Raw genomic sequence first — 26,258 nt, forward strand, 5'->3', positions numbered from 1 at the left:
CCCAGCTCGCGGGCGATCGCGTCGTAGCTGTGCTGGTCGAGCTGGCGCAGTTGCCAGCAGCGGCGCTGGGCCTCGGGCATCGCGGCGAGCACCCGGCGGGCGTCGGCGGCGAGCGAGCCGCAGTGCACGGCGTGCTCGGGGTCGTCCTCGACCGAGGCGGGGAGCTCGTCGTCCAGCTCGGCCCTGAGCCGCGAGACGCGGGCACGGAGCCGGTCGTAGCAGCGCCGGCGTGCGGTCGTGACCAGCCAGCCGGCGATCGTGTCGCCGTCGATCACGCTGTCCACCTGCGTCCAGGCGGCGAGGAACGTCTCCTGTACGACATCGTCGACGTCGGCGCTGCTGCCCAGCGTGCGCGCCGCGGTCGCCCTGAGCAGGCTCGAATAGCGGCGCACGATGGTCGCGAAGGCGCGGTCGTCGCCTGCGGCAGCGCGGATGACGAGCATCCGGTCGGAGTCGGGCTCGAGCAGAGCGAGGGGAGGGGCGGCCGCCGGCGCGGGCCGGGGTGCGGGCGGGCGAGGGCTGGTGGTCGTGCTGAGCATGCGGACTCCGGTCGTCGACGACATGGGCTCGCGACGCCGGGTGCCCGCGACTTCATGTGTTCGCATGATTCGGAAGCGCACTCCCGGCTGGTTTCCGCGGCCGGCACCCCAGACCGAGGGTCAGCCGTGTCCGCGGTGCAGTGACGGGGTGCGCTGCCGCGCCGGCGACGACGAGAGCGCTGCCGGGCTGCGACACTCGTCTGATGCCGGGTCTGCATCACATCGAAGTCTGGGTCGCCGATCTCGAGGAGGCGCTCGCCGAGTGGGGCCGGCTCCTGCCGCTGCTCGGTTTCGAGCCGGCCGGCGAGTGGCCGTCGGGGCGGTCGTGGGCCGCCGGTGGCGCCTCCGTGACGATCACGGTGCCGCCCGCCCTCTCCGACCCCGTCCACGACCGGCGGCGACCCGGGATGAATCACCTCGCCTTCCGCGGTGGGCCGGCTGAGCAGGTCGACGCGATCATGGCGCGGGCACAGGAGTTCGGCTGGCGCCCGCTCTACCACGAGCGCTACCCGCACGCCGGCGGGCCGCTGCACTATGCGGGGTGGCTGGAGAACTCGGCGGGCTACAAGTGCGAGATCGTCGCCGACTAGCGGCGGCGCGACCACCAGTGGCGGCGCCGCCCGGGTGCTGCACCCACGCGGAGCCGCCAGGTGTCGCGCGACGGGCGGTTCAGCGGCCGGGGCGGACCACGGCCCTCACTCCGGCGGATACCCCGGCAGGCCGTCGATGCTCACCGCGTTGCGGGTGGCACGGTACGCCGCCATGCCCTCCGGGCCCTTCTTCTCGGCCTGCAGGAGGAGCAGATCGCGCTCGCCGACCGGCTGCATCACGGGCACGCCCCAACCGCAGGCGTCGCTGATGCGAGTGAGCTCGACGGTGACCACGGCGCGGGTGCTCGGGTGCTCCGGATGCTGCGCGGTGACCTCGGCGAACGCCTCCGTCCCCGGCAGGTGCACCGTGCCGGTGCCGTGCAGACGCACGATGCGCGGCTTCGGTCCGAACGACGCGAACATCAGGCACACGCGGCCGTTCTCGCGCAAGTGCGCGATGGTCTCGACGCCGCTACCGGTGTAGTCCACCCAGCCGACGCGGTGCGGCCCGAGGATCGAGAACGAGTCGTGCCCGCGCGGCGACATGTTCACGTGGCCCTGGGCGGTCAGGGGGGCGGTGGCCACGAACCACATCGGTTGCTCGCGGATCCAGGCCGCGAGGCTCTCGTCGAGGGAGTCGTAGACGTGCGCCATGCCGCGCCCTACGCGGGTTCGGCCGCGCGGCGCACCAGCTCGGCGACGGCCGAGCGTGTCCCGTCGTCGGCGGCGGTCAGGGCGTAGGAGGTGGGCCAGATCGTGCCGTCGTCGAGCTGCGCGCCGTCCTGGAAGCCGAGGGTGGAGTACCGGGTGCCGAACTTCGCGCCCGGCTGGAAGAAGACGATCGCCTTGCCGTCGGTGCGCGCGTAGGCGGGGAACCCGTACCAGGTCTTGGGGAGTAGTTCGGGAGCGTGCTCGGCCACCACCTCGTGCACCATCTGTGCGATCGGGCGCTCGTCGTCCGTCATCGCCGCGATCGCCGCCTCGGCATCGTTCTTCTCGGCGGCGGCCTTGTCGGCGCTCTTCTGCCTCTTCGCCTCGGCCCGCAGCTCGGCGGCGCGCTGCTTCATCGCTGCGCGCTCGTCCTTCGAGAAACCGTCGTCCGTGGCCATGGGTCCACCCGTCCTGCTCGCGGCGCCGTCCGTCCGGACGGCCGCCTCCGCTACATGGTGGCAGCGTCCGCCTGCCGCCACAACGGCGCGGTGTCCGCGCTCGGCGGCCCAGGAGGGCCCTCGGAGACGTCAGCCGACCATCGTGAGCGCGCAGGGCCGTGCGCATGGCCCGCCCGCTCGAGAAGACGGTCGGCGCCGTCGCGACCGCACGCTGTCGTCGGATGCTCACGGGGATGCTCCGTCAACCGGTCCGGGCCCCGCTCAGCCCGCCGCCGGTACCGTGGCCTGATGCGCCTCCTCCTGATCCGCCACGGCCAGACCCCCTCCAACGTCGCCGGCCTTCTCGACACCCGCATCCCCGGCCCCGGACTCACCGGGCTCGGCCGCAGCCAGGCCGAGGCGCTGCCCGCCCGGCTCGCCGGCGAGGGGATCGGCGCCCTGTTCGTCTCGACCATGCGGCGCACCCTCGAGACCGCCGCTCCACTCGCCGCTGCCCTGGGCCTTGAGCCGATCGAGCGCGACGGGATCCGCGAGATCGCGGCCGCAGGCCTGGAGATGCGCGGCGACGAGGCCTCCGTGGAGGAGTACATGGGCACCGTGTTTCGGTGGGCGGCCGGCGAGACCGCACTGCGCCTCGCAGGAGGCGAGACCGGCGACGAGTTCGCGGCCCGCTACGACGCGGTGGTGGCGGAGGCGGAGTCGCTCGGCCATGCGGTCGTCGCGCTGGTCAGCCACGGCGCCGCCATCCGCTGCTGGGCCGGTCTGCGTTCGTTCGACCTCGACGCCCGCTTCATCGCCGACCACCTCCTCGACAACACCGGCGTCGTCGTCCTCGAGGGCTCGGCCCGCGAGTGGACACTCGTCTCGTGGCAGGGTGAGCCGATCGGCGGAGTCGGTGCCGCGGCCCCGTCGGGTCCGGCCGGGGAGACGATCGCCTGAGCGGCCCCGTTCGCGACCGAGGCCGGACGGGCCTCGCAGCGCGCCTCCCGCCGCCGTCCGCGGCTGACGACCCCGGTTCGTCGATCGAGCATCCCGGGTGCCTCTGCTCGTGCCAGCCGGGTAACGATCGGGCAACGGTGCCGAAAACGTGCTCCCACCGGCCCTTACCCGTCTCTGAGGGGTGCTCGGGACTCCTCCCGGGCACCCTTCTCACTAGTCCGACGTTTGCTCCTCGTCCCCGCCGCCGCTACCGTGGTCTGCGGTCCTCACGGGCCCCGATGATCCGGTCCGCGCTCGCACGGCGTCCCCTCACGACGCGCCGCGAGCGTACGGTCAACGGGAGTGGAGGCGGCCCCGCGGTCGCCTCGGACGCACGGGAATCGCCTCCATCCCCTGCCGCGCAGAGCGGCCGGACGCACGCGGAGGCTCGACGTACGGCTGTCTGTCCCACGCTCCCGACCCGGCACCACGAGATGAGCGCAGGGCTTCGCCCCCGCGCGCCGACGGAGTGTACGTGCAGCAGAACCAGCAGACCCTCAGCGAGCCCCGGAGTGAGGCGGGCGCGGATTCCGCGACTCCCGCCCTTGAGGCCCGCAATCTCTTCAAGGTGTTCGGCCGCAAGCCCGACGAGGTGGTCCGCCGCCTCCGGGGCGGTGCCGACCGCGACGAACTGGCGGGCCTGGGCACGGCAGCCGTGATCGACGCCTCCTTCTCGGTGCGCCGCGGTGAGATCTTCGTCGTGATGGGCCTGTCGGGCTCCGGCAAGTCCACGCTGATCCGGATGCTCAACGGACTCCAGGAGCCGACCGCCGGCGAGGTGCTCATCGAGGGCAGCACGATCACCGACGTCTCGGAGGCGGAGCTGCGCCGCGTGCGCCGCTCGTCGATCTCGATGGTGTTCCAGCACTTCGCCCTGCTCCCGCACCGCACCGTGCTCGACAACGTCGCCTACCCGCTCGAGATCCAGGGCGTCCCCTCGGCCGAGCGCCGCGAGCGGGCTCTGCTCGCCGTCGAGCGGGCGGGCCTCGCCGGCTGGCACGAGAAGATGCCCGACGAGCTCTCCGGAGGCATGCGCCAGCGCGTCGGACTCGCCCGCGCCCTCGCCGCCGACACCGACATCGTGCTGATGGACGAGGCGTTCTCGGCGCTCGACCCCCTGATCCGCCGCGAGATGCAGGAGCAGCTCGTCGAGCTGCAGCACGAGCTCGGCAAGACCATCGTCTTCATCACGCACGACCTCAACGAGGCGATGTTCCTCGGCGACCGCATCGCGGTCATGCGCGACGGCCGCATCGTGCAGATCGGCACTCCGGAGGAGATCCTCACCGATCCCGCCAACGACTACGTCGCGCAGTTCGTGCAGGACGTCGACCGCGCCCGCGTGCTGACCGCCTCCGCCGTGATGGAGCCGGTGCGCTCCGTCGTCACGCTCGCCGCCGGTCCCCGCGCGGCCCTGCGCAGCATGCGCGACCTCCAGACGTCGGCCGCCTTCGTGGTCGGCAGCGGGAGGCGTCTTCTCGGCACGGTCCGCGACCGCGACGTCATCGAGCAGGTGCGCCGCAACGTCAGCGACCTCTCGGCGGTCCTCACCTCGGACGTGGTCACGGTCTCGCCGGACACCGCGCTGAGCGAGGTCATCGAACCCGCCGTCGAGTCGGCACTCCCCGTGGCCGTGGTCGACGGGGACGGACGGCTGCTCGGCGCGATCCCGCGGGTCACCCTGCTCGCCGCCCTCGGCAACATCACCTCGCACACGGGTGAGCAGCCCGTGGTCGAGCCCCCCGCCACCCTCTCCATCGACCTCGTGACCGCCACCCTGCACGCGACGGGCGGCGCCGTCGACGATGCCGCCCTCGCGACGGACGGAGGCCGCCGATGACCGATCTCGGCTTCCGCCTTCCGCTCGGGGCGCTCGCAGAGGGCGCCGTGAACGTCCTCACGCAGACGTTCCAGCCCATCTTCGACCTCCTCCGCACCGTCTTCGGTGCGCTGTACGACGGCGTCGATCTCGTTCTGGCGACGCCGCCGTTCTGGGTGGTCATCGCCTTCATCGCCGTGCTGGCTTACGCCGTGCGCGGCTGGGTCTTCGCGATCGGCACGGCCGTCGGCCTCCTCCTGATCGTCGCGGTCGACCAGTGGGAGAACGCGATGGACTCGCTCGCGCTGGTGCTGGTCGCCTCGGTGATCGCGATCGCGCTGAGCGTGCCTCTGGGTGTGATCGCTGCGCGCAACCGGACGGCCTCCGCCGTCATCCGCCCGATCCTCGACCTCATGCAGACGATGCCGGCCTTCGTCTACCTCATCCCCGCGCTGATCCTGTTCCGGGTCGGAGTCGTTCCGGGCATCGTCGCGACCATCGTGTTCGCGATGGCACCGGGCGTCCGGCTGACCGAGCTGGGCATCCGCGGCGTCGACCCCGAGCTGGTCGAGGCGGGGGAGTCGTTCGGCTCGTCGAAGTGGCGGATCCTGCGCCAGATCCAGCTGCCTCTGGCGCTGCCGTCGATCCTGGCCGGCCTCAACCAGGTGATCATGCTCTCGCTCTCGATGGTCGTCATCGCGGGCATGGTCGGAGCCGGCGGGCTCGGCGGCGACGTTGTCGCGAGCCTCAACCGGATCGATGTCGCTCTTGGTTTCGAGGCCGGGATCGCCGTGGTGATCCTCGCCGTCGTCCTCGACCGGATGACCGGAGCGCTCGGCCGGCCGTCTCCCGCCCGCCTCGCGCGCGCCGGCAACCGGCGCGCCGTGATCGCGACCCGCTCGGCCATCGGAGCCGTCTCGATCGGTCTCGTCGCCTCGCTCGGTGCCGCGACCCTCGCGGCGCCGGCGACCGCCGCCTCCGTCGACAACGGCGACCGCCCCGACATCACCGTCGCCGTGTTCCAGGGCTGGGACGAGGGCATCGCCGTGTCCGCGCTGTGGGAGGCGGTGCTCGAGGAGAAGGGCTACGACGTCACTCTGCAGAACGCCGACGTCGCGCCCGGATTCCAGGGGCTCTCGACCGGCGACTACGACCTCGCGCTCGACACGTGGCTGCCGCTCACGCACGCCAGCTTCGTCGAGAAGTACGGCGACTCGATCGTCGACCTCGGTGCGTGGAACGACGAGGCGAAGCTCACGATCGCGGTCAACGAGAGCGCCCCGATCGACTCGATCGAGGATCTCGCCGCGAACCCGGGAGTCGTCGGGAACCGCCTCGTCGGCATCGAGCCCGGCTCCGGCCTGAACAAGACGACTACCGAGGCCGTCATCCCGGGCTACGGCCTGGAGGGGATGGACTACCTCACCTCGTCGACGCCGGCGATGCTCCAGGAGCTCTCGAGCGCGGTCTCGTCGGGCGAGAACATCGCGGTCACGCTGTGGCGCCCGCACTGGGCCTACGACGCCTTCCCGATCAAGGACCTCGAGGACCCGAAGGGCCTGCTCGGCCAGGCCGAGGGCATCCACTCGTTCGGTTCGGCCGACTTCGACAGCGACTACCCGACGATGAGCAGCTGGATCCGCGACTTCCGCATGGACTCCGAGACGCTCTACTCGCTCGAGAACGCGCTCTTCAACGATGGCGCCGACGACCGCGACGCGGCCCTCGCCTCGTGGATCGCCGATCATCGGGAGTACGTCGACTCGCTCGTCTCCTGATCGTCGTCACAACGAAGGCTGAGCGGCCGGGGTGCCCGTCTCCAGGGCTCTCCCGGCCGCTCAGCCTTCGTTGTGCAGGCTCAGGCGGCGCTGACCCGGCGATCCGCGGTGACGCGGACGAGGACGGTGACCGCCAGGACGGCGGCGGCGGCGACCAGTGCGGCGATCCCGGCGGGCACCGAGATGAGCTCTCCGGCGAAGCGGCCGACGGCGACCCAGACGAGTCCCCAGCACAGCGAGAGCATCGGAGCGATCCGGCCGCGGCCTGTGACGGCGAGGAGCACTCCGACCAGGGCGGCGACGGCGAGGACGACGACCGCCCAGGCTGCGGCGCCCGGCCCGTCGGCGCTGCCGACTCCGGCCCCGACCAGGCCGGCCGTGACGTTGGCCGCCGTCGCCACGCACACCCAGCCGAGGTAGAGGCCGAAGGTTCCGTCGGTCACGACGGCGTCGACCGCTCCGCCTGAACGGGTCGCCCGCAGGATCACGAAGATGCGGGCGAGCACGGCGAGCAGCAGGGCGATCACGACGACGCTGAGCGTGAGCAGGCCGGCCTGCACGACCAGGATCCATGCGGCGTTGAGGATCAGGCTCGCTGCCGCCCAGTAGCCGAGCCGCCGGTGGCGCTCCCGTGTGGCCTGCGAGGGCAGGAACTGCCAGGTTGCGTAGGCGATGAGACCGGCGTAGATCACGCTCCAGATCGCGAAGGCGGGACCGTCCGGCGCGACGGGCGTCGAGGACGCGGTCAGCGCGCCTCCGGCCGCGTCTTGGATCTGCGTGCCACCCGCGGCGCCCGAGCCGATGAAGGACCCGATGACGGCGAGCACTGCGCTCACGGCGACGACCGCCTGCCGAGTGCGGTCGGTGCGGTCGGGGGTTCGTGTGGCAGTCATCTCGCTCCTCCATTAGTCAGCTAGCTGAGTAATGAGCGTAGCGCTCTTCTCCTCCCCGTTCTCGGGGGCTTGCGGAGGCGGGTCGCGACCCGGGGGCGCGGCGGGGGAGGCCGGCGCTCAGGCGCGGGCGGCCGCGTACTGGTCCCGGATCTCCGGTCGATGGTCCGGTGATGGCTCGGCCACCGAGGTGAGGGCCCAGTCCGGTCGCGAGCCGGTCAGCGCCCACGCGGCCTGGACGGCGGCGCCGTCGGCCACATACTCCCCGGGAGTCGGCACCACGACGGGCACATCGAACACCTGCGAGGCGGCCAGCTGCACCGCGCGGTTCTGCGCGGCTCCGCCGATCAGGAGGATGCGCCGCGCCTCGACGCCTGTGCGCGCACGGCGTCGAGCCCGTCGCGAGCCCGCAGAGCATGCCCTCGATCGCCGCGCGCGCGAGGTTCGAGCGGGTGGTCGATGCGATGGTCATCCCGTGCAGACTCGCCGTCGCCTCGGGCAGGTTCGGGGTGCGCTCGCCCTCGAAGTAGGGGACGAGCACGAGGCCGCCGGCCCCCGGCTCCGCCTCGAGCGCCAGCGCGGCGAAGCCATCGACGTCGCAGCCCAGCAGGGTCGCGGTCGAGGCCAGAACCCGCGCGGCGTTGAGCGTGGCGACCAGCGGCAGGAACCGTCCGCTCGCGTCCGCGAAGCCCGCCACGGTTCCTGAGGCATCGCGCACCGGGTCGTCCGTCACCGCGAACACGGTGCCGCTCGTGCCGATGCTGACCACGACATCGCCGGGACCCGCTCCGAGCCCGAGCGCCGCGCCCGCGTTGTCCCCTGCGCCGGGGCCGACCACGATGCCGCTGTCGGTCCGGCCCGCCTCCTCCGACGGGCCGAGGACGCGGGGGAGCTGCGGCCGGTGGCCGAGCGCACGCTCAAGCAGGTCGAGGTCGTAGCCGTCCGCACCCCAGTAGGAGGTGCCGGACGCGTCCGACCGGTCGGTGGTCAGCGCGTCGAGCCGCGGGCCGCGAGGGGAGTCGGGGCCGTAGCCGAGCAGGCGCCAGGTGAGCCAGTCGTGGGGGAGCGCAACGGCGGCCACGCGGGCGGCGTTCTCACGCTCGGCGTCGCGCAGCCAGCGGAGCTTGGTGGCGGTGAAGGAGGCGACCGGCACCGATCCGGTGCGCTCGGCCCAGGCCTGGGCGCCGAGCTCCTCGATCAGCGCGGCAGCGGCGGCAGCGCTGCGGGTGTCGTTCCAGAGCAGAGCGGGGCGGATGACGGCACCGTCCTCGTCGAGCACGACCATGCCGTGCTGCTGACCGCCGATGGAGATCGCGGCGACGTCGTCGAGTCCGCCGGCGTCCGCGAGCGCGCGCTGGAGCGCCTCCCACCAGGCGGCCGGATCGACCTCGGTGCCGTCGGGGTGACCGGCCCGACCGGTGCGGACGACGGCCCCGGTCTCGAGGTCGCGCACGACGACCTTGCAGCTCTGGGTCGAGGAGTCGACTCCGGCGACGAGTGTCATCGCATATCCGTTCCTGTGCTGTGGTGCTCGGCGCAGTCGCGCCGAGAGACGGCGACGGGCGGGGCCCCGCGCGGCGGCGTGGGACCTCGCCCGTCAGGGGTCGCGCGACGGATCGCGGGGCGGGGTCGGGGTCAGCGGGCGCCGAGCAGGTGCTCGGTGGCGAGCTGTTGCAGGCGCACGAAGCCGAAGCCCTTGCCGCCGAGGTAGACGTCGGTGTCGAACGACTCGGAGGAGGCGGAGTCCGCGAGCAGGTCGTCGTACGACTCGCCCTCCTTCAGCGTCGGGGTCAGGAGTTCGGCGACCTTCGCGGCCGCGAGCGCCTCCTGCACCTCGGGGTCGGCGCGGAAGGCCGCGGCGCGCTCCTTGAGCAGCAGGTAGGTGCGCATGTTGGCGGCGGCCGAGTCCCACACTCCGGTCTCGTCCTCGGTGCGCGAGGGCTTGTAGTCGAAGTGGCGGGGGCCGTCGTAGGTCGGGACGCCGCCGGGGCCGCCGTTCTCGAGGAGGTCCACGAGCGAGAACGCGTTGTGCAGGTCGCCGTGGCCGAAGACGAGGTCCTGGTCGTACTTGATGCCGCGCTGGCCGTTGAGATCGATGTGGAAGAGCTTGCCGTGGTAGAGCGCCTGGGCGATGCCGGCGGTGAAGTTCAGGCCCGCCATCTGCTCGTGGCCGACCTCGGGGTTCACTCCCACGAGCTCGGGGCGCTCGAGGGAGTCGATGAACGCGATCGCGTGGCCGAGGGTCGGCAGCAGGATGTCGCCGCGGGGCTCGTTCGGCTTGGGCTCGATCGCGAAGCGGAGGTCGTAGCCCTTGTCGGTGACGTAGTCGCCGAGCAGGTTGACGGCCTCGCGGTAGCGCTCGAGCGCGGCGCGGATGTCCTTGGCGGAGTCGTACTCGGCGCCCTCGCGGCCGCCCCACATGACGAAGGTCTTCGCGCCCAGCTCGGCGGCGAGGTCGATGTTGCGGAGGACTTTGCGCAGCGCGAAGCGGCGGACGTCGCGATCGTTCGAGGTGAAGCCGCCGTCCTTGAAGACCGGGGCGCTGAAGAGGTTGGTGGTGACCATCGGCACGACGAGGCCGGTCGACTCCAACGCGCCCTTCAGACGGTCGATCTGGGTCTGGCGTTCGGCGTCGGTGGAGCCGAAGGCGAAGAGGTCGTCGTCGTGGAAGGTGAGACCGTACGCGCCGAGCTCGTCGAGCTTCTCGACTGCGTGCACGACGTCGAGGGGCTCGCGGGTCGGTCCGCCGAACGGGTCCGTGCCGTTGTAGCCGATGGTCCAGAGGCCGAACGAGAACTTGTCGGCGCGGGTGGGGGTCAGAGACATGGATCCGAATCCTTTCCGGCGACGTCGCCGAATTGTTGTTGTGGCCAACATATCGACCCCGTCGCGTCGGCGCAATGCTCGGGAGTGGTCGGACGACTCCGCCGACCGATATGTCGGGTTGATCGACAAACCTGTTGCGGAAGCGCTTCGACTCTGCGTACAGTGCTCAGCAGCACAGCCCGATCGAAGCGCTTCGAGCCTTCTCCGGGTCCGACGACGATGTCCGGCAGGAGGAACGATGGCGACCATCCACGACGTGGCCCGCGCTGCCGGAGTCTCGATCAGCACCGTCTCCTACGCTCTCTCCGGCAAGCGGTCCATCGCCGCGACCACCCGGCAGCGGGTCGACGACGCGGTGCGCGAGCTCGGCTACCGGCCGCACGCTGGAGCCCGGATGCTCGCCGGAGCGCGGACGCACATCCTCGCTCTCTCGGCACCTATGCGCGGCGAGCTGCACCTCCCCACCCACATGCGCTTCGTCACCGAAGTGCTCGAGCGGGCCCGCGAGTCGGACTACGACGTGCTCCTGCTCGTGACCGACGAAGCGTCCAGCGGCATCGGCCGCGTCTCGTCCTCGTCGCTCGTCGACGGCATCGTGCTGATGGGAGTGGATGACGACGACGACCGCGCCGAGCTGATCCGCGAGGCAGGGGCGCCGGCGACCTTCATCGGCGTGCCCGCCGACTCCCGCGATCTCGCCTGCGTCGACCTCGATTTCGCGGAGGCGGCGCGACAGAGCGTCCGCCGCCTCGTCGAGCTGGGTCACCGCTCCCTCGGTCTGCTCGAGCACCCGCAGTCCTACACCGACCGCAACGCGGGCTTCGTCCGCCGCTTCGATGAGGCGTTCCGCGCCGAGGCGAGGGGCTCGGTGTCGCTGTCGCTGTCGAGCGTCCCCATATCGGCCGCGCCAGCGCCTCGGCCGCGGTCGACGCGGTCCTCGCCGCCCCCATCGCCCCGACCGCCCTCGTGCTGCACTGCAACGAGCCCGTCGCTGAGGCGGCGATCGAGCGGATCGCCGAGCGCGGTCTCTCCGTTCCCGGCGACCTCTCGCTCCTGGCGGCCTGCGCCAGCTACGACGGCGGCGCCCTCCCGATCCCTACCAGCAGCCTCCCGCTCCCGTTCGACGCGATGTGCCGCGCGGCTGTCGCACGGACCCTCCAGCAGATCGACTCCGGCCGCACCGCCGGCGTCGAGCTGCTCCCGCCCTCCTACGTCGATCGCGGATCCCTCGCGCTCGCCCCGTCTGGCGCGCGAGTGCCGGCGACCCTCTGACCCCTCTGCCTGTTCCTCTCCTCTCTGCCCGCGGCGCACTGTCGAAACGCTTCGACGACTCGCGCTCAGCAGAGAGCGCTCCCTCATCCCCTACCGCAGCACCCGTTCGAAGGAGAACCCCCGCCATGTCGCTCCGATCCAGCTCCGCGTTCCACCGCCCCGCCGCAGGCCTCAGCCGGCGCAACCTGCTCGCCGGCGGTGTCGGCCTCAGCGCGATGGTCGCGCTGGCCGCCTGCTCGGGGGGAGGCTCCGACGCCGGCTCCGACGCGCTCTCGACCTCCGTCGACGCGCCGGCCGCACCCTCACCATGTGGGACTTCGAGACCCCTGACAGCGACCGAGGCATCGCCTGGTTCGCTGCCCGCGACATCTTCACGAAGGAGACCGGCGCCGAGATCGCCTACGAGTTCAAGGCCTTCGAGCAGCTGCGCACCGGCGCGAGCCAGATCTTCAACTCGAGCTCGGCGCCCGACGTCGTCGAGTACAACAAGGGCAACGCCACCAGCGGACTGCTCTCGAGCCAGGGGCTGCTCACCAACCTCGACGAGGCGGTCACCTTCTACGGCTGGGACGCACTGGTGCCCGGCGCCCTGCAGACCACGGCCAAGTACGACGAGAACGGCATCATGGGCTCCGGCTCCTGGTACGGGATCCCGAACTACGGCGAATTCACCTTCGTCTACTACAACCAGGATGCCTTCGTCGCGAACGGCCTCGAGGTGCCGACGACCTACGAGGAGTTCATCGCGGTGCTCGACGCCTTCGTCGCGAAGGGCATCACCCCGCTCGCCGAGGCCGGGGCCGAGTACCCCCTCCAGCAGCTCTTCTATCAGCTCGCGCTGCTCAAGGCCGACCGCTCCTGGATCACCGACTACCAGACCTACAGCGGCGAGGTCGACTTCGAGGACGCGGCCTGGAGCTACGCCGCCGACCAGCTGAAGACCTACGTCGACAAGGGCTACTTCTCGGCCGATGCCTCCGGCCTGAAGGCGGAGGACGCGGGCACGGCGTTCATCTCGGGCGAGTACCCAATTTTCTTCTCGGGTTCCTGGTGGTTCGGCCGCTTCACGACCGAGATCACCGGATTCGACTGGAACACGTTCCTGTTCCCGGGCGCCGAGTTCACGATGGGCTCCGCCGGCAACCACTGGGTGGTACCCGAGACGGCGAAGAACAAGGATCTCGCCTACAAGTGGATCGACATCACCATGCGCCCCGAGATCCAGAACCTCATCGGCAACAACGGAGGAATCCCGCTGGTCGTCGACGAGACCGCCATCACCGATGAGAAGAGCAAGGAGCTGCTCTCGCAGTGGAAGACGGTGGTCGAGGGCGACCAGCTCTCGTTCTACCCGGACTGGCCGACCGCCACCTTCTACGACGACCTCGTCGCCGCGACCCAGGAGCTCATCAACGGCTCCACGGACGAGTCCTCGATGCTCTCGGACCTCCAGTCGAAGTACGACGACGGGGTCGACGATATCAAGTAGCCCTGCCCCCTCATCCCCACCCCCCTCCGCGAGATGCCACTTGGGTCCGCGACACGCCGTCGAACCCGTACCCAAGTGGCATCTCGCGGCAGCCCACCGCACGAACCCGTCCGAAGTAGGAGTACCCATGACGACGACTGCACCTCGTCGCGCGGAGAGCGCGCCGCCTCCCACGACGCCGCCGCGCGAGAAGCGCTCCGGCGGCTACTGGCTTTACCTGATCCCCGGGTTCGTGCTGTTCGCGTTCATCGTGCTGATCCCGCTGGTGTGGAACGTGTACATCAGCTTCACCTCGTGGCGGGGGATCAAGCCGCCGATCTTCATCGGCCTCGACAACTGGATCGAGTTGATGGGCGACGGCCAGTTCTGGACCTCGTTCCTCAACTCCGTCTCCATGATCATCGCGATGGTGATCGTGCCGACCCTCCTGGGCCTGCTGCTGGCCGCGATCCTCTTCGATCTCGTCGGCAAGAAGTTCGGCGGGCGCCTCGCCAGCTTCCTCCGGGCCACCTACTACCTGCCGCAGATCCTGCCGACCGTCATCGCCGCGATCGTGATCGGCTGGATCCTGCGTCCCGACAACGGCGCGCTCAACTCGATCCTGGAGGCTGTCGGGCTGGGCTCCCTCGCCCACGACTGGCTGGGCAAGCCCGACACAGCGATGCTCTCGATCATGGTCGTGATGATCTGGGTGCAGTTGGGCTATCCGGTCGTCATCTTCATGGCGGCGCTCCAGCGGGTGGATCCCGAGCTCTACGAGGCCGCCGAGCTCGATGGGGCGAACTGGTACCAGCGCTTCCGCTGGATCACCGTCTCGATCATCCGTCCCGAGATCTTCGTGGTCACCCTGACCTGCACCATCGCAGCGCTGAAGGTGTTCGGCCCGATCTACGCGCTGACCCGCGGCGGACCCGGTGATGCGACGATCGTCCCCTCCTACTACTCCTACACCGAGTTCTTCCAGAAGCAGCAGGTGGGCTACGGCGCGACCATCGCGACCGCGCTCACGATCGTCATCGTGATCCTGGCCGTGCTGTTCATCCGTGCCCAGGAGCGCGTCGAGCGCAGTGAAGGAGCCCGCTGATGTCGGCCATCGAGACCTTGCCCGTCACCCAGGCCGGCATGGCGGACACCGATCTGACGGTGTCGAAGCGGGCTCCGCGCCCACCCAGGGGAGCCACGAAACGCACCGTCGGCGACTGGGTGATCCTCGCTGCCGCCGTCGTGATCGGACTGGTGATCATCAGCCCGGTGCTTCTGATCCTGCTCAACTCGTTCAAGACTCCGGCCGAGTACTCGGCGAACGGGCCGCTCGCCTTCCCGACCGGTCTCTCCTTCGACGGTCTGTCGACCTTCTGGAGTCGGGTGAACTTCCCCGAGAAGCTCGGCAACTCGATTCTGATCTCGGGGTCGGTCGCGATCCTCGCGGTCGCCCTCTCGGTGCTCAACGCCTATGCGATCGGCATCGGGCGGGTGCGGGGCCGGAGCTGGATCATCGTCCTGTTCCTGCTCGCGAACATGCTCCCGCAGGAGGCCCTGCTCTACCCGCTGTACTACATGTTCAAGGCGGTCGGGATCTACGACAGCCAGCTGTCGGTGATCATCATCTTCACCGTCGTCCAGTCGGCGTTCGGCACCTACCTGCTCTCGAGCGTGTACGGCACCTTCCCCAAGGAGATCCTCGAGGCGGCCGCTCTCGACGGCGCTTCGAAGTGGCAGGTGCTCACCCGGGTGATCGTCCCGATCTCGCGGCCCACTCTCTCGGTGCTGATGATCTTCTTCTTCATCTGGACCTGGAACGAATTCCTGATCCCGCTGGTGTTCCTGGTGAGCGATGCGACGCAGACCGTGCCGATCGCCATCTCGAGCCTCCAGGGCGACAAGATCATGGACGTCACCACGACCAGCGCGAGCGCTCTGCTGGGCCTGCTCCCGACACTGGTCTTCTTCCTGATCTTCCAGCGCACCCTCACCCGCGGCATCACTGCCGGCGCGGTCAAGTAGCCCTCCCCCTCCACCGCCGGCGGGTCCCCGCCCGGAACCCGCCGGCGCGCCATCGAAAGGCTCCCTCATGAAGTTCACCGACGGGTTCTGGCAGACGCGGGCCGGATTCTCGCCCCTGTTCGCGCAGGAGGCCTACGACATCCGCACCGACGGCGCCTCGCTCGAGGTGATCGCACCGACCCGCGTCATCCAGAGCCGGGGTGACGTGCTCAACCGCCCGGCCCTCACCGTCACGATCTCGTCGCCGGCCGAGGGAGTCGCGAAGGTGCGCATCGAGCACTGGCGTGGCACCGCGACTCGGCCCGGCTTCGAGCTGGTCGACGGCGCGGTGGGGGAGGCGAGCGTGGCGGAGGCGGGCGGCGTGCTGCGCACCGGCGACCTCGAGGTCCGCGTGGCCCAGGGCGCGCCCTGGTCGCTCGAGTTCTGGGACACCTCGACCGGCACGCGCCTCACCGGCTCCGGCCATAAGGCGCAGGGCTACCTCACCGGGCCGGACGGCCGGGCCTACGTGCACGAGCAGCTCGACCTCGGCGTCGGCGAGCTGGTCTACGGACTCGGCGAGCGCTTCGGCCCCTTCGTCAAGAACGGCCAGTCGGTCGACGTCTGGAACGCCGACGGCGGCACCTCGTCGGAGCAGGCCTACAAGAACGTGCCGTTCTACCTCTCCAGCCGCGGCTACGGCGTGCTCGTCAACGACCCGGGCCTCGTCTCGTTCGAGATCGGCTCGGAGGCGGTCGAGCGCGTCCAGTTCTCGGTCGGCGGCGAGGCGCTGGAGTACCTGGTGATCCAGGGCCCCACCAAGAAGGAGGTGCTGCGGCGTTACACGGGCCTGGCGGGCCGCCCCTCCGTCGTACCGGCCTGGAGCTACGGCCTCTGGCTGACCACCAGCTTCACCACGAGCTACGACGAGGAGACCGTCAACTCCTTCATCGACGGCTTCGCCGAGCGCGAGCTGCCCCTCTCCGCCTTCCACTTCGACTGCTTCTGGATGCGCGAGTTCCAGTGGACCGACCTCGAGTGGGACCCGCGCACGTTCCCCGACCCCGAGGGGATCCTCGCCCGCCTGCACGAGCGCGGGCTGCACACCTGCGTGTGGATCAACCCCTACATCGCGCAGGCGTCGCCCCTGTTCGCCGAGGCACGCGAGAAGGGCTACCTGCTGCGCACCGTGTCCGGTGACGTTTGGCAGTGGGACATGTGGGTCGCGGGCATGGCCCTGATCGACTTCACGAACCCGGAGGCGACCGCCTGGTTCCAGGAGAAGCTGCGCGTCCTCGTGCGCCAGGGCGTCGACTCCTTCAAGACCGACTTCGGCGAGCGGATCCCGTCGTCGGGCGTGGTCTGGGCGGACGGCGCCGATCCGGAGGCGATGCACAACTGGTACACGCAGCTCTACAACCGTGCGGTGCACCAGGTGCTCGAGCAGGAGCTCGGCGAGGGTCGGGCCGTGCTTTTCGCCCGCAGCGCCACGGTCGGCGGCCAGTCGCTGCCGGTGCACTGGGGCGGAGACAACACCTCCTCGTACGTGTCGATGGCCGAGACCCTGCGCGGCGGACTCTCGCTCGCGCTCGGCGGCTTCGGCTTCTGGGCGCACGACATCGGCGGCTTCGAGGGAACGCCCGATCCCGGCGTCTTCAAGCGCTGGCTGGCGTTCGGCCTGCTCTCGTCGCACTCCCGGCTGCACGGCTCCTCCTCGGTGCGTGTGCCGTGGGCGTTCGACGAGGAGGCGGTCGACGTCACTCGGCGCTTCACCCGGCTGAAGCTGTCGCTGATGCCCTACCTCTACGCGGCGGGGGCGGAGGCGGCGCGCACCGGCCTCCCGCTGATGCGGCCGATGGCGCTCGAGTTCGAGGACGACCGCAACGCCGCGCACCTCGACACGCAGTACCTGCTCGGGCACGACCTCCTCGTCGCCCCGGTCTTCACGGAGGACGGAACGGTCGAGTTCTACCTGCCGCGCGGGCGCTGGACGAGCTGGTGGACCGGCGAGACGATCGACTCGTCGGGGGGGTGGCGCCGCGAGAGGCACGGCTTCGACTCTCTGCCGCTGTACGTGCGCGAGGGCGCGGTGATCCCGGTGGGCGCGCGCGAGGACGCGGCCGAGTACGACTACCTCGACGGACTCGAGCTGCGGGTGTTCCCGGGGGTGGACGGCGTGACGCCGGTCCGGGTCGTCGCGCACGACACGGGGAAGGAGACGGTGTTCACGGTGTCCCGCTCCGGCGGCGAGGTGACGGTGGACGGGCCGAACGGCTCCTGGAGCTGGCGTGCCGTCGGGGCCGGCTCCGCCGCCTGAGCGGCCGATGTCACATCGCGTGGCAGGCTCCTCCTCCGCGGATAGGCTGACCTCCGCAAGCAGAGGAGACCGCGGAATGCCCGACCACGCCACGCGCGGCAACAACCTCGACCGGGTGCGACGCCACAATCTCTCCGCGATCCTGCGGCTCGTGCACCGCGGCGGGCCGCGCTCCCGCTCGCAGCTGACCCGCCTGACGGGCCTGAACCGCTCCACGATCGCCGCGCTGGTCGGCGAGCTGGTCGAGCTGGGCATTGTGCGCGAGCGCGAGCCGGCCACGCCCAACCAGGTCGGTCGGCCGAGCCCGATCGTCGAGGCGGCGCCCGGTGTGGTGGCGCTCGCCGTGAATCCCGAGATCGATGCCGTCACTGTCGCGGTGGTGGGAGTCGACGCGACGGTGCGCCACCGCCTCCGCCTCGCCGTCTCCGTGCCCACCGCCGAGGCCGCCGCGCGCCTGGCCGCCGAGGCGGTCACCGCGCTGCTCGCCGAGCTCCCGGAGGACACCCGGACGGTCGGGATCGGTGTGGCCGTCCCCGGACTCGTGCGTGACGCCGACGGTCTGGTCCGGGTCGGCCCGCACCTCGGCTGGGGCGACGAGCCGTTCTCGCGGATGCTCGCCGACGCCACGGGCCTTCCCGTGCTCTCGGCCAACGACGCGAACCTCGGCGCGCTCGCCGAGAGCGTCCTCGGCGCCGGCCGCGACGTCTCCCACCTCGTCTACCTCAACGGTGGCGCGAGCGGCGTCGGCGCCGGGGTCATCGTCGGAGGCGCGCCGCTGCACGGCATCGACGGCTACGCGGGCGAGATCGGCCACACCCTGGTCAACAGTGCCGGAGTCGACTGCCACTGCGGCGCCGTCGGCTGCCTCGAGACCGAGGTGGGGCGCGCCGAGCTGCTCACGGTGCTCGGACTCGACGAGAGCGAGCGGCTCGAGGAGGCGCTGGCCGCCTCCGACGACCCCGCCGTGCGGGCCGAGGTCGAGCGGCAGCTCGGCCACCTCGCGGTGGCGCTGCGCAACGTCATCAACGTGTTCAACCCTCAGCTGGTCGTTCTCGGCGGGTTCCTGGGCGCTCTGATCGGAGTCGCGCCGGGTGTCCTCGAGCAGCGGCTCGCCCGGGGCGGTCCCTTCCGCGTCGCGCTCGACTCCGTGAGCATCGTCCGCACCGAGCTCGGCGCCGACCTGCTCATGCTCGGAGCGGCCGAGCTCGCGTTCGAGCACCTGCTCGCTGATCCGCTCGCCACGCCGCTGCACCCGGTCTGACGTCGGCGCCCCGCGCATCTCGCGCCTGCCGCCGACCGGAGGTGGCGCCGAGCCGCCGCTCGTGGTCGAATTGATTCGACCGGCCGGCGCGATGCCGTGGCCGACCACCGCTCAGGCCGAGGACGACACCGGCCGACCCTCCTCCTCCCACCCCGCTGCGCCCCGCGCAGGAAGGCATGCGTGTCCACTCTCGCCTCGACGCCCACCGGATCGATACCCGTGCACCGCCACCCGGGCGACGCCCTCTCGGCCCGCCAGCGCCTGATCTACGTGATCGTCCTCGGCGCCCTGACCGCGCTCGGCCCCTTCACGATCGACCTGTACCTCCCGGCGTTCCCCGCGCTGCAGAGCGAGCTGAACGTGTCGGAGGCAGCGGTGCAGCTGACCCTCACCGGCACCACCCTCGGCTTCGCGCTCGGGCAGCTCGTGGTCGGGCCGTGGAGCGACGCGGTCGGGCGACGCCTCCCGATCCTGCTCGCGACCTCGCTGCACGTGCTGGCCTGCGTCGGTGCGGCGCTCGCTCCCGAGATCGTCACGCTCGGAGTCTTCCGCCTCCTGATGGGAGCCGGAGCCGCCGCGGGTGGAGTCGTCGCGATGGCGATGGTCCGCGACCTCTTCGGCGGGCGGCCTCTCGTGCGGATGCTCTCGCGCCTCGCCCTCGTGTCGGGGCTGGCGCCTGTGCTCGCCCCGGTGATCGGCTCGCAGCTGCTGCTGGTGATGGACTGGCGCGGCATCTTCGTCTTCCTCGCGGCCTACGGCGTGCTGGTCGTCTCCGCGGTGGCGCTGCTCATCGTCGAGACCCGCCCGCGCGCCGCCCGCCACGAGCGCGAGCGCACCTCCCTCGTGCAGCGCTACCGGGCCGTGCTGAGCGACCGCGTCTTCGTCGGCGTTGCGGTGATCGGAGGGATGACCTTCGCCGGACTGTTCACCTACCTCTCCAGCTCGTCGTTCCTGTTCCAGGGCCTCTACGGATTCGATGCGCAGCAGTACGGACTGCTGTTCGCGGTCAACTCGCTCGGCGTCGTCTTCGGCGTGCAGGCCTCGTCGTACCTCAGCCGCCGCATCGGACCGCAGTGGATCCTCGCGATCACGACGGTGACGCTGTTCACCTCCGCCGGCCTGATCGCGCTCTTCGACGTCCTCGGACTCGGACTCTGGGGGACCCTGGTGCCGCTGTGGTTCTTCATCGCGTCCTGCGGTTTCAGTTTTCCGTGCGTGCAGGTGCTCGGCCTGGTGAACCACGGCCGGGAGGCGGGCACCGCTGCGTCGCTGCTCGGAGCGGTCAACTTCGGCACCGCGGGTCTGCTCTCACCGATCTCCGGGATCTTCGGTGCCGCCTCCGCCGTGCCGATGGCCGTGGTGATGATGTCGACCGCGGCGGTGTCGATCCTGGCGCTCTGGCTGATCGTCCGACCCCGGAGCGTGCCCGCCCTCCAGGACTGACGCCGACCGGCGCCCCGCGCTCGACGTGCCTCGGGTGTCGCCTCCTCCGGTGAGCCGTCCGTGAGCCGGAGCTCGCGACTGCGTGCCCGACCGCCGCCGCAAGCCCCAGCGCTGAGGCCCCGCGTGAGGGCATCATGTCCGGATGGAACACCGCGACGACCGCCTCCGGACCGAGCCCGGCATCGCCCGCCCCGACGCCGTGCAACGCGAGAGGCTCGGCGAGCAGGTCCCGTCGGAGGGGGTCGCCGCGCGGCTGCTCAGCCGGGAGGCCGCGCACCGCGTCTCCCGTCGCTGGCCGCTGGTCTCGGCGTCGCTGGCACTGCTGCTCACCGGGCTCCTGGCCGTGCTCATCGTCGCCCGCCCGACCGCCGCGTTCGGCGTCGATGTCGAGTGGATGGACGAGATCGTCGAGCACCGTTCGCCGGTCTGGGACGTCCCCGCTCTGATCATGAACACCGTCGGTGCCGGTGTCGTCGGCACGGCGGTCATCCCTCTGGCCATCGTCGTCGTCCTGCTCGTGTTCCGGAGACGGTGGGCCGCGCTGTACTACGCGGTGGCGGCGCTCGTCAGCGTGGGCGCCACCCAGCTCGTCAAGGAGCTGGTCGGTCGTGAGCGGCCCGCCGACATCCTGGTGACCAGCGACTACGGCTCCTTCCCGTCCGGTCACACCGCCAACGCCGCGACCACGGCGATGGTGCTGGCGCTGATCTTCCCGCTGCTCTGGGTCTGGATCGCGGGCTTCCTCTACACGCTGGCGATGATGGCGAGCCGCACGTATCTCGGTGCGCACTGGCTGAGCGACACCGTCGGCGGCCTGCTGCTGGGCATCGGAGTCGCGCTGGTCGTCTGGGCGCCCCTCGCGGGGCGGCTGCGGACGGAGTCGGAGCTGCCGCATCCGCCGATCTGGGTCCGCCGTTCCCGCTGACGCACTCGCGGCTCTCGCACCCCTCTCTCCCGCTCCGGGGCGTGAGCGGGCGCAGGACGGGCTCCGTCCCCGGAGGCCCGTTCGCGACCGGTCGTGGCGGCCCGGTGTCGGAGGGTCGCCCTAGCCTGGAGGCGGTCGCCGTCCGGTGGTCGCGGAAGGAGTCGCGTGTACCTGGAATCCGGCCGCGTGGTCACGAGCCCGAGCGATCTCTCGGACTGGGCGGCGTGCGAGTGGGCGGTCCTCCGCCGCCTCGATGCGGTGCTCGGGCGCGCACCGCGTCTCGAGATCGCCGAGGACTCCCTGCTCCAGCGCACCGCCGCTCTCGGCGACGAGCACGAGCGCCGCTTCCTCGCCGAGCTGAAGGAGTCGCACCGGGTGGTCGAGTTCGCGCGGCCCGAACCGGCCGACTACGCCGCGGCGGCCGACGCCGCGGTCGAGGCGATGCGCGCCGGAGTCGACGTGCTCTACCAGGCCACCTTCTACGACGGCGGGTTCCTCGGGTTCTCCGACTTCCTCCTCCGCACCGCCGACGGCGCCTACGAGGTGTACGACACCAAGCTCGCGCGTCACGCGAAGATCCCCGCGCTCCTCCAGCTCGCGGCCTACGCCGAGCAGATGGCGGCGCGCGGCATCCGGGTCGGCGAGCGCGTGCACCTCGTGCTCGGAGACGGCTCCGTCACGAGCCACGAGCTGGCGGTCGTCGCGCCGGTGCAGCGCGTGCAGCGTGCGCGGCTGCGCGCCGTCCTGGAGGAGCGGCTCGCCGCCTCAGCGCCGCTCGCCTGGGGAGACCCGCGGTACCTCTCCTGCGGACGTTGCGCCGTGTGCGCGCCCGAGGTGCAGGCGCACCGCGATCCGCTCCTGGTCGCCGGTCTGCGGCTCGACCAGCGTGCCGCGCTCGCCGCGGCCGGCGTCATGACGCTCGACGCCCTCGCCGAGCACGTCGGGCCGGTTCCCGGGATGGGTTCAGGCAGCCTCGAGTCGCTGCGCGCGCAGGCGCGGCTCCAGCTGCGGTCCGAATCCTCGCCCGTGCCGGCCGTCGAGCTCGTCGATCCCGCCGTCCTGGCCGCGCTGCCCTCTCCCGATCCGGGAGACCTCTTCTTCGACTTCGAGGGCGATCCGCTGCACACCGAGGACAACCGGGAGTGGGGGCTCGACTACCTCTTCGGGATGGTCGACGAGCGCGAGCAGTTCACCGCCCTGTGGGCGCACGACCTCGCCGCCGAGCGGCGGGCGCTCCTCGACTTCCTGGCGCTGGTGCGCGAGCGCCGCGAGCAGTACCCGCGGATGCACGTCTACCACTACGCCGCCTACGAGCGCACGCACCTGCTCTCTCTCGCACTCCGGCACGGCGTCGGTGAGGAGGAGGTCGACGCCCTGCTGCGAGAGGGCGTGTTGGTCGACCTCTACCCGGTCGTCCGGCGGGCCCTGCGGGTGGGGTCGCGCAGCTATTCGCTCAAGAAACTGGAGCCGCTCTACATGGGTGAGCAGGCGCGCGACACCTCCGGAGTGACTACCGCGGCCGACAGCATCGACGCCTACGTGCGAGCGCGAGCGGCCCTCGCGGAGGATCCGCAGGAGGGGCAGCGGCAGCTCGACCTCGTCGCCGAGTACAACGCGTACGACTGCCGCTCCACCCTGCGGCTGCGCGACTGGCTGCTCTCGCTCGCACCGCCGCGCGAGGAGCAGCGTCCGCTCGTCGAGGTCGACATCCCCGTTCCGCGAGAGCCGCATCCGGTCGCGGTCGCCCTTCTCGAGCGGGTCGAGGGGGTCGAGCCGCGCGAGCGCACAGCGGATCAGACCGCGCTCGCCCTCGCCGGCGCGGCGATCGACTACCACCGCCGCGAGGCCAAGACGTTCTGGCAGGAGCACTTCGACCGGCTCCGTCAGCCGCTCGACGAGTGGGCCCAGACCCGCGACGTCGTCGTGGTCGACCGGGTCGAGGTGGTCCGGGACTGGTCGAGACCGCCGAGGGCACGCACGGAGTCGCGTGAGCTGCGGATCCTCGGTCGGCTCGCTCCCGGCAGCCGGCTGAGCATCGGCTCGTCGCCCTACCTCGTCTACGAGGCGCCGCCGCCTGCCGGCGCACCGTCGCCCGGGCCGGGTCTCCGCGGAGCCTCCGACCGCTCCGAGATCCTCGCGGTGGACGAGGACGGCGAGAGGATCGTCCTGCTCGTCAAGGAGGGTCTGAAGGCGGGGGAGGAACCCCACGACGACGCTCCCGTTGCCCTCGCGCCCGTTCCGCCACCGCGCGCGACCCCGCAGCCCGAGGCGATCGCCGCGTGGGGTGAGGAGGTGCTCGACGCCCTGCCGCGGTTTCTGCCCGACCCGGCGCTCGACATCCTGCGCCGCGTGTCGCCCGGAGCCGTCGTCCCGATCGCCGGGGACGACGTCATCGGCGCGGTCGTCGCCACCCTCCTCGGGCTCGAGCGGGCGACTCTGGCCGTCCAGGGTCCGCCGGGCACCGGCAAGACCTACGTCGGCTCGCACGTCATCGCCCGGCTCGTGCGCGAGCACGGCTGGCGCGTGGGTGTGGTCGGCCAGTCCCACGCGGTGGTCGAGAACGTGTTGACGGCGGTCGTCGGCCGGGGCGTGGATCCGTCGCGCGTCGTGAAACGGCCCAAGGGCAGGAGTCCGGCCGAGGCTCTGGAGGCCGTGATGTGGACTCCGGTCGCGACCGCGGCAGCGCTCGCCGCTGTCCTCGAGGAGGACGGCGGCTGCGTCGTCGGAGGCACTGCGTGGACGTTCGCGAACGCGGGCGCGGTCGCGCGGCGCTCCCTCGATCTGCTCGTCGTCGACGAGGCGGGCCAGTTCTCGCTCGCGCCGACGATCGCCTCCTCCGTGGCCGCGCAGCGCCTGCTCCTGCTCGGCGACCCGCAGCAACTGCCGCAGGTCAGCCAGGGCTCGCACCCCGAGCCGGTCGATGAGTCGGCACTCGGCTGGCTCGCCGACGGGCACGACGTCCTCCCTGCCGAGTACGGCTACTTCCTCGCGCAGACCCACCGGATGCACCCGGCTCTGGCGGCCGCCGTCTCCGAGCTCTCCTACGAGGCGCGCTCGTCTCGCGGGCGCCGCGCGAGCGCCGCCTCGAGGGCGTGGCACCGGGCCTGCACTCCGTGCCCGTCGTGCACGCCGGCGACACCACGTCCTCGCCGGACGAGGTGCGCCGCGTCGTCGAGATCGCCCGCTCCATGATCGGCCGCACCTGGGTCGACGAGCACGGCCGGCGGAGCCTCACCGCCGCGGACGTGATCGTCGTCGCGCCGTACAACGCGCAGGGCGGACTCCTGCGAGCCGCGCTCGACGCCGCGGGGCTCGGGGAGACCGCGGTCGGCACGGTCGACCTCTTCCAGGGCCGGGAGGCGGTGGTCGCCATCGTCTCGCTCGCCGCCTCGTCGGGAGCGGACGTCCCGCGCGGCCTCGAGTTCCTCCTCCTGCCCAACCGGCTCAACGTCGCGATCTCGCGGGCCCAGTGGGCCGCCTACCTCGTGCACTCGCCGGCCCTGGCAGCCTCGCTGCCGACCTCGATGGTCGCCCTCGAGCGGCTCTCCCGGTTCATCCGCCTGCTCGAGAGAGCGGAGGCGCCGCGATGACGGATTCCGTCGCGAGAAGAGCTGTAATCCCACAGTTTCCCCGGTCTCCTCCTTGTTCTGCACGCGAATCCGTCGCTACGGTAGCCCCATGAGAATCCTCCTGGTCGGCGCCGGAGGCGTCGGCGACGCCTTCGCGAAGATCGCTGCCCGTCGCTCCTTCTTCGAGCAGATCATCGTCTGCGACTACGAGCTCGGTCGGGCCGAGCGCACGGTCGCGTGGATCGCCGAGCGTCACGGGGTCGACGACCGCTTCGTCGTCGCGCGGATCGACGCCTCCGACGCCGGGAGCGTCGAGACCGTGGCTCGAGCCCACCGGGCGACCCACGTGATGAACGCGGTTGAGCCGCGTTTCGTGCCGACGGTCTTTGCCGGAGCGCTGGCCGCCAAGGCCGACTACCTCGACATGGCCATGAGCCTGTCGCTCCCGCACCCCGAGGAGCCGCACGCACGGACGGGCGTCCGGCTCGGCGACGAGCAGTTCGCCGCCGCCGATGAGTGGAGCTCGCGCGGTCGCCTGGCCCTCGTCGGGATGGGCGTCGAGCCCGGGCTGTCGGACGTGTTCGCTCGCTACGCCTCCGACCACCTCTTCGACGAGATCGACGAGCTCGGCGTGCGGGACGGCGCGAACCTCGTGGTGCGCGACGAGAACGGCGCCGAGATCTTCGCGCCCTCCTTCTCGATCTGGACCACCATCGAGGAGTGCCTCAACCCGCCGGTGGTCTTCGAGCGCGACCGCGGCTGGTACACGACCCCGCCCTTCTCCGAACCCGAGGTCTTCGAGTTCCCCGAGGGGATCGGCCCCGTCGAGTGCGTGAACGTCGAGCACGAGGAGGTGCTGCTGATGCCCCGCTGGCTCGACGCGAAGAAGGTCACCTTCAAGTACGGACTCGGCGAGCAGTTCATCGGCGTTCTGCGCACCCTGAATCTGCTCGGGCTCGACCGCACCGAGCCTCTGCGCGTGCGCTCGGTGGACGGCCCTGTGCTGGTGTCCCCGCGCGACGTCGTCGCCGCAGCGCTGCCCGACCCGGCCGGCATCGGCCCGCGGATGACGGGCAAGACCTGCGCGGGCGTCCGCGTGACGGGCACGAAGAACGGCGCTCGCCGAGAGGTGTACCTCTATCACGTGAGCGACAACGAGTGGACGATGGCCGAGTACGGCACGCAGTGCGTCGTCTGGCAGACCGCGCTCAACCCGGTGATCGCCCTCGAGCTGCTGGCGACGGGCGCCTGGTCCGGCGCGGGCGTGCTCGGCCCCGAGGCTCTCGACGCCGCCCCGTTCCTCGAGTTGATGGCGCGGCCCGTCGCCGACGGCGGCTACGGGCAGGCGTGGCACGTGCGCGAGGACGGATCGGCTCCGACCCTAGGCTGAGCGCATGAGTGACGACGACGTGCTCGCCGCGGCGAGGGACGAGGCGCGCGCGGCCCTGGAGGCCGCCCGCCGACTGCAGG

At 71.3% G+C, this 26,258-nt stretch carries 19 protein-coding genes and 3 pseudogenes; 16 read left to right on the forward strand and 6 right to left on the reverse strand.

Features of this window, described 5'->3' with window-relative positions; genetic code table 11:
* Window positions 1–539: RNA polymerase sigma factor (locus ACH61_RS04910; RefSeq protein ID WP_161489627.1), on the reverse strand; the 539-nt coding region annotated here is incomplete at its 3' end.
* Window positions 540–742: 203 nt separating this feature from the next.
* Here ACH61_RS04910 and ACH61_RS04915 point away from each other — a divergent pair.
* The gene (locus ACH61_RS04915; protein ID WP_068209304.1) at window positions 743–1,129 is read left to right on the forward strand and encodes a VOC family protein; all 387 of its coding nucleotides are present in this window, start codon (window positions 743–745) and stop codon (window positions 1,127–1,129) included.
* A gap of 105 nt (window positions 1,130–1,234) precedes the next feature.
* Here the strand turns inward: ACH61_RS04915 and ACH61_RS04920 are convergent, their stop codons facing one another.
* Window positions 1,235–1,783, reverse strand: coding sequence for a pyridoxamine 5'-phosphate oxidase family protein (locus ACH61_RS04920; protein WP_068209307.1), 549 nt, complete (start codon window positions 1,781–1,783; stop codon window positions 1,235–1,237).
* A gap of 8 nt (window positions 1,784–1,791) precedes the next feature.
* The gene (locus tag ACH61_RS04925; RefSeq protein ID WP_068209309.1) at window positions 1,792–2,238 is read right to left on the reverse strand and encodes a hypothetical protein; all 447 of its coding nucleotides are present in this window, start codon (window positions 2,236–2,238) and stop codon (window positions 1,792–1,794) included.
* A gap of 288 nt (window positions 2,239–2,526) precedes the next feature.
* Between ACH61_RS04925 and ACH61_RS04930 the strand changes: the two genes are divergently transcribed.
* From ACH61_RS04930 to ACH61_RS19260, 3 genes are all read left to right on the forward strand, one after another.
* Complete coding sequence (locus ACH61_RS04930; RefSeq protein ID WP_068209311.1) at window positions 2,527–3,177, forward strand: histidine phosphatase family protein; 651 nt, start codon at window positions 2,527–2,529, stop codon at window positions 3,175–3,177.
* 514 nt (window positions 3,178–3,691) lie between these two features.
* Entirely contained in the window at window positions 3,692–5,056 is a 1,365-nt protein-coding gene (locus tag ACH61_RS04935; protein ID WP_068209335.1) for a quaternary amine ABC transporter ATP-binding protein, read from the forward strand.
* Window positions 5,053–6,813, forward strand: coding sequence for an ABC transporter permease/substrate binding protein (locus ACH61_RS19260; RefSeq protein ID WP_068209314.1), 1,761 nt, complete (start codon window positions 5,053–5,055; stop codon window positions 6,811–6,813). Before ACH61_RS04935 ends, ACH61_RS19260 begins: the two co-directional genes overlap by 4 nt.
* A gap of 80 nt (window positions 6,814–6,893) precedes the next feature.
* Here the strand turns inward: ACH61_RS19260 and ACH61_RS04945 are convergent, their stop codons facing one another.
* The 3 genes and pseudogenes from ACH61_RS04945 to xylA form a co-directional block, all read right to left on the reverse strand.
* Entirely contained in the window at window positions 6,894–7,706 is an 813-nt protein-coding gene (locus ACH61_RS04945) for a tryptophan-rich sensory protein (RefSeq protein ID WP_068209317.1), read from the reverse strand.
* A gap of 117 nt (window positions 7,707–7,823) precedes the next feature.
* Window positions 7,824–9,207 (reverse strand): annotated as a pseudogene (gene xylB, locus ACH61_RS04950) (xylulokinase).
* Between the two features lie 131 nt (window positions 9,208–9,338).
* A complete protein-coding gene (gene xylA, locus ACH61_RS04955) occupies window positions 9,339–10,529 on the reverse strand; it encodes a xylose isomerase (protein WP_068209320.1) in 1,191 nt (396 codons plus the stop codon).
* Window positions 10,530–10,767: 238 nt separating this feature from the next.
* Between xylA and ACH61_RS19265 the strand changes: the two are divergent.
* The 12 genes and pseudogenes from ACH61_RS19265 to ACH61_RS05005 form a co-directional block, all read left to right on the forward strand.
* Window positions 10,768–10,848: pseudogene (locus tag ACH61_RS19265) on the forward strand (LacI family DNA-binding transcriptional regulator); the annotation flags it as partial.
* Window positions 10,849–11,414: 566 nt separating this feature from the next.
* A pseudogene (locus tag ACH61_RS17880) lies at window positions 11,415–11,801 on the forward strand (substrate-binding domain-containing protein); the annotation flags it as partial.
* A 307-nt stretch (window positions 11,802–12,108) separates the two neighbouring features.
* Complete coding sequence (locus ACH61_RS17885; protein ID WP_236713546.1) at window positions 12,109–13,290, forward strand: ABC transporter substrate-binding protein; 1,182 nt, start codon at window positions 12,109–12,111, stop codon at window positions 13,288–13,290.
* 127 nt (window positions 13,291–13,417) lie between these two features.
* Window positions 13,418–14,374, forward strand: coding sequence for a carbohydrate ABC transporter permease (locus tag ACH61_RS04970; protein WP_068209323.1), 957 nt, complete (start codon window positions 13,418–13,420; stop codon window positions 14,372–14,374).
* Window positions 14,374–15,294 (forward strand): carbohydrate ABC transporter permease, encoded by a 921-nt coding sequence (locus tag ACH61_RS04975; RefSeq protein WP_153038797.1) that lies wholly within the window; start codon window positions 14,374–14,376, stop codon window positions 15,292–15,294. Before ACH61_RS04970 ends, ACH61_RS04975 begins: the two co-directional genes overlap by 1 nt.
* Window positions 15,295–15,361: 67 nt before the next feature.
* A complete protein-coding gene (yicI, locus tag ACH61_RS04980; RefSeq protein WP_068209326.1) occupies window positions 15,362–17,590 on the forward strand; it encodes an alpha-xylosidase in 2,229 nt (742 codons plus the stop codon).
* 76 nt (window positions 17,591–17,666) lie between these two features.
* Window positions 17,667–18,851 carry an ROK family transcriptional regulator gene (locus ACH61_RS04985; protein ID WP_068209329.1) on the forward strand — a complete coding sequence of 395 codons (1,185 nt, stop codon included), beginning with the start codon at window positions 17,667–17,669 and terminating at the stop codon, window positions 18,849–18,851.
* Window positions 18,852–19,031: 180 nt separating this feature from the next.
* The gene (locus ACH61_RS04990; protein ID WP_199220823.1) at window positions 19,032–20,294 is read left to right on the forward strand and encodes a multidrug effflux MFS transporter; all 1,263 of its coding nucleotides are present in this window, start codon (window positions 19,032–19,034) and stop codon (window positions 20,292–20,294) included.
* 142 nt (window positions 20,295–20,436) lie between these two features.
* On the forward strand, window positions 20,437–21,219 hold the full coding sequence (locus ACH61_RS04995) for a phosphatase PAP2 family protein (RefSeq protein ID WP_082845030.1): 783 nt from the start codon (window positions 20,437–20,439) through the stop codon (window positions 21,217–21,219).
* A 165-nt stretch (window positions 21,220–21,384) separates the two neighbouring features.
* Window positions 21,385–24,411, forward strand: a complete 3,027-nt coding sequence (locus ACH61_RS05000) for a TM0106 family RecB-like putative nuclease (RefSeq protein ID WP_330220129.1) — start codon at window positions 21,385–21,387, stop codon at window positions 24,409–24,411.
* Complete coding sequence (locus tag ACH61_RS18975) at window positions 24,378–24,809, forward strand: C-terminal helicase domain-containing protein (protein WP_330220130.1); 432 nt, start codon at window positions 24,378–24,380, stop codon at window positions 24,807–24,809. Before ACH61_RS05000 ends, ACH61_RS18975 begins: the two co-directional genes overlap by 34 nt.
* 88 nt (window positions 24,810–24,897) lie before the next feature.
* Window positions 24,898–26,178: a saccharopine dehydrogenase family protein gene (locus tag ACH61_RS05005; RefSeq protein ID WP_068209332.1), complete on the forward strand. Its 1,281-nt coding sequence runs from the start codon at window positions 24,898–24,900 to the stop codon at window positions 26,176–26,178.
* The last annotated feature ends 80 nt before the right edge of the window (window positions 26,179–26,258 follow it).

Origin of the sequence: Rathayibacter tanaceti (genome assembly GCF_001634385.1) — a bacterium.
GTDB classification, from domain to species: Bacteria; Actinomycetota; Actinomycetes; order Actinomycetales; family Microbacteriaceae; genus Rathayibacter; species Rathayibacter tanaceti.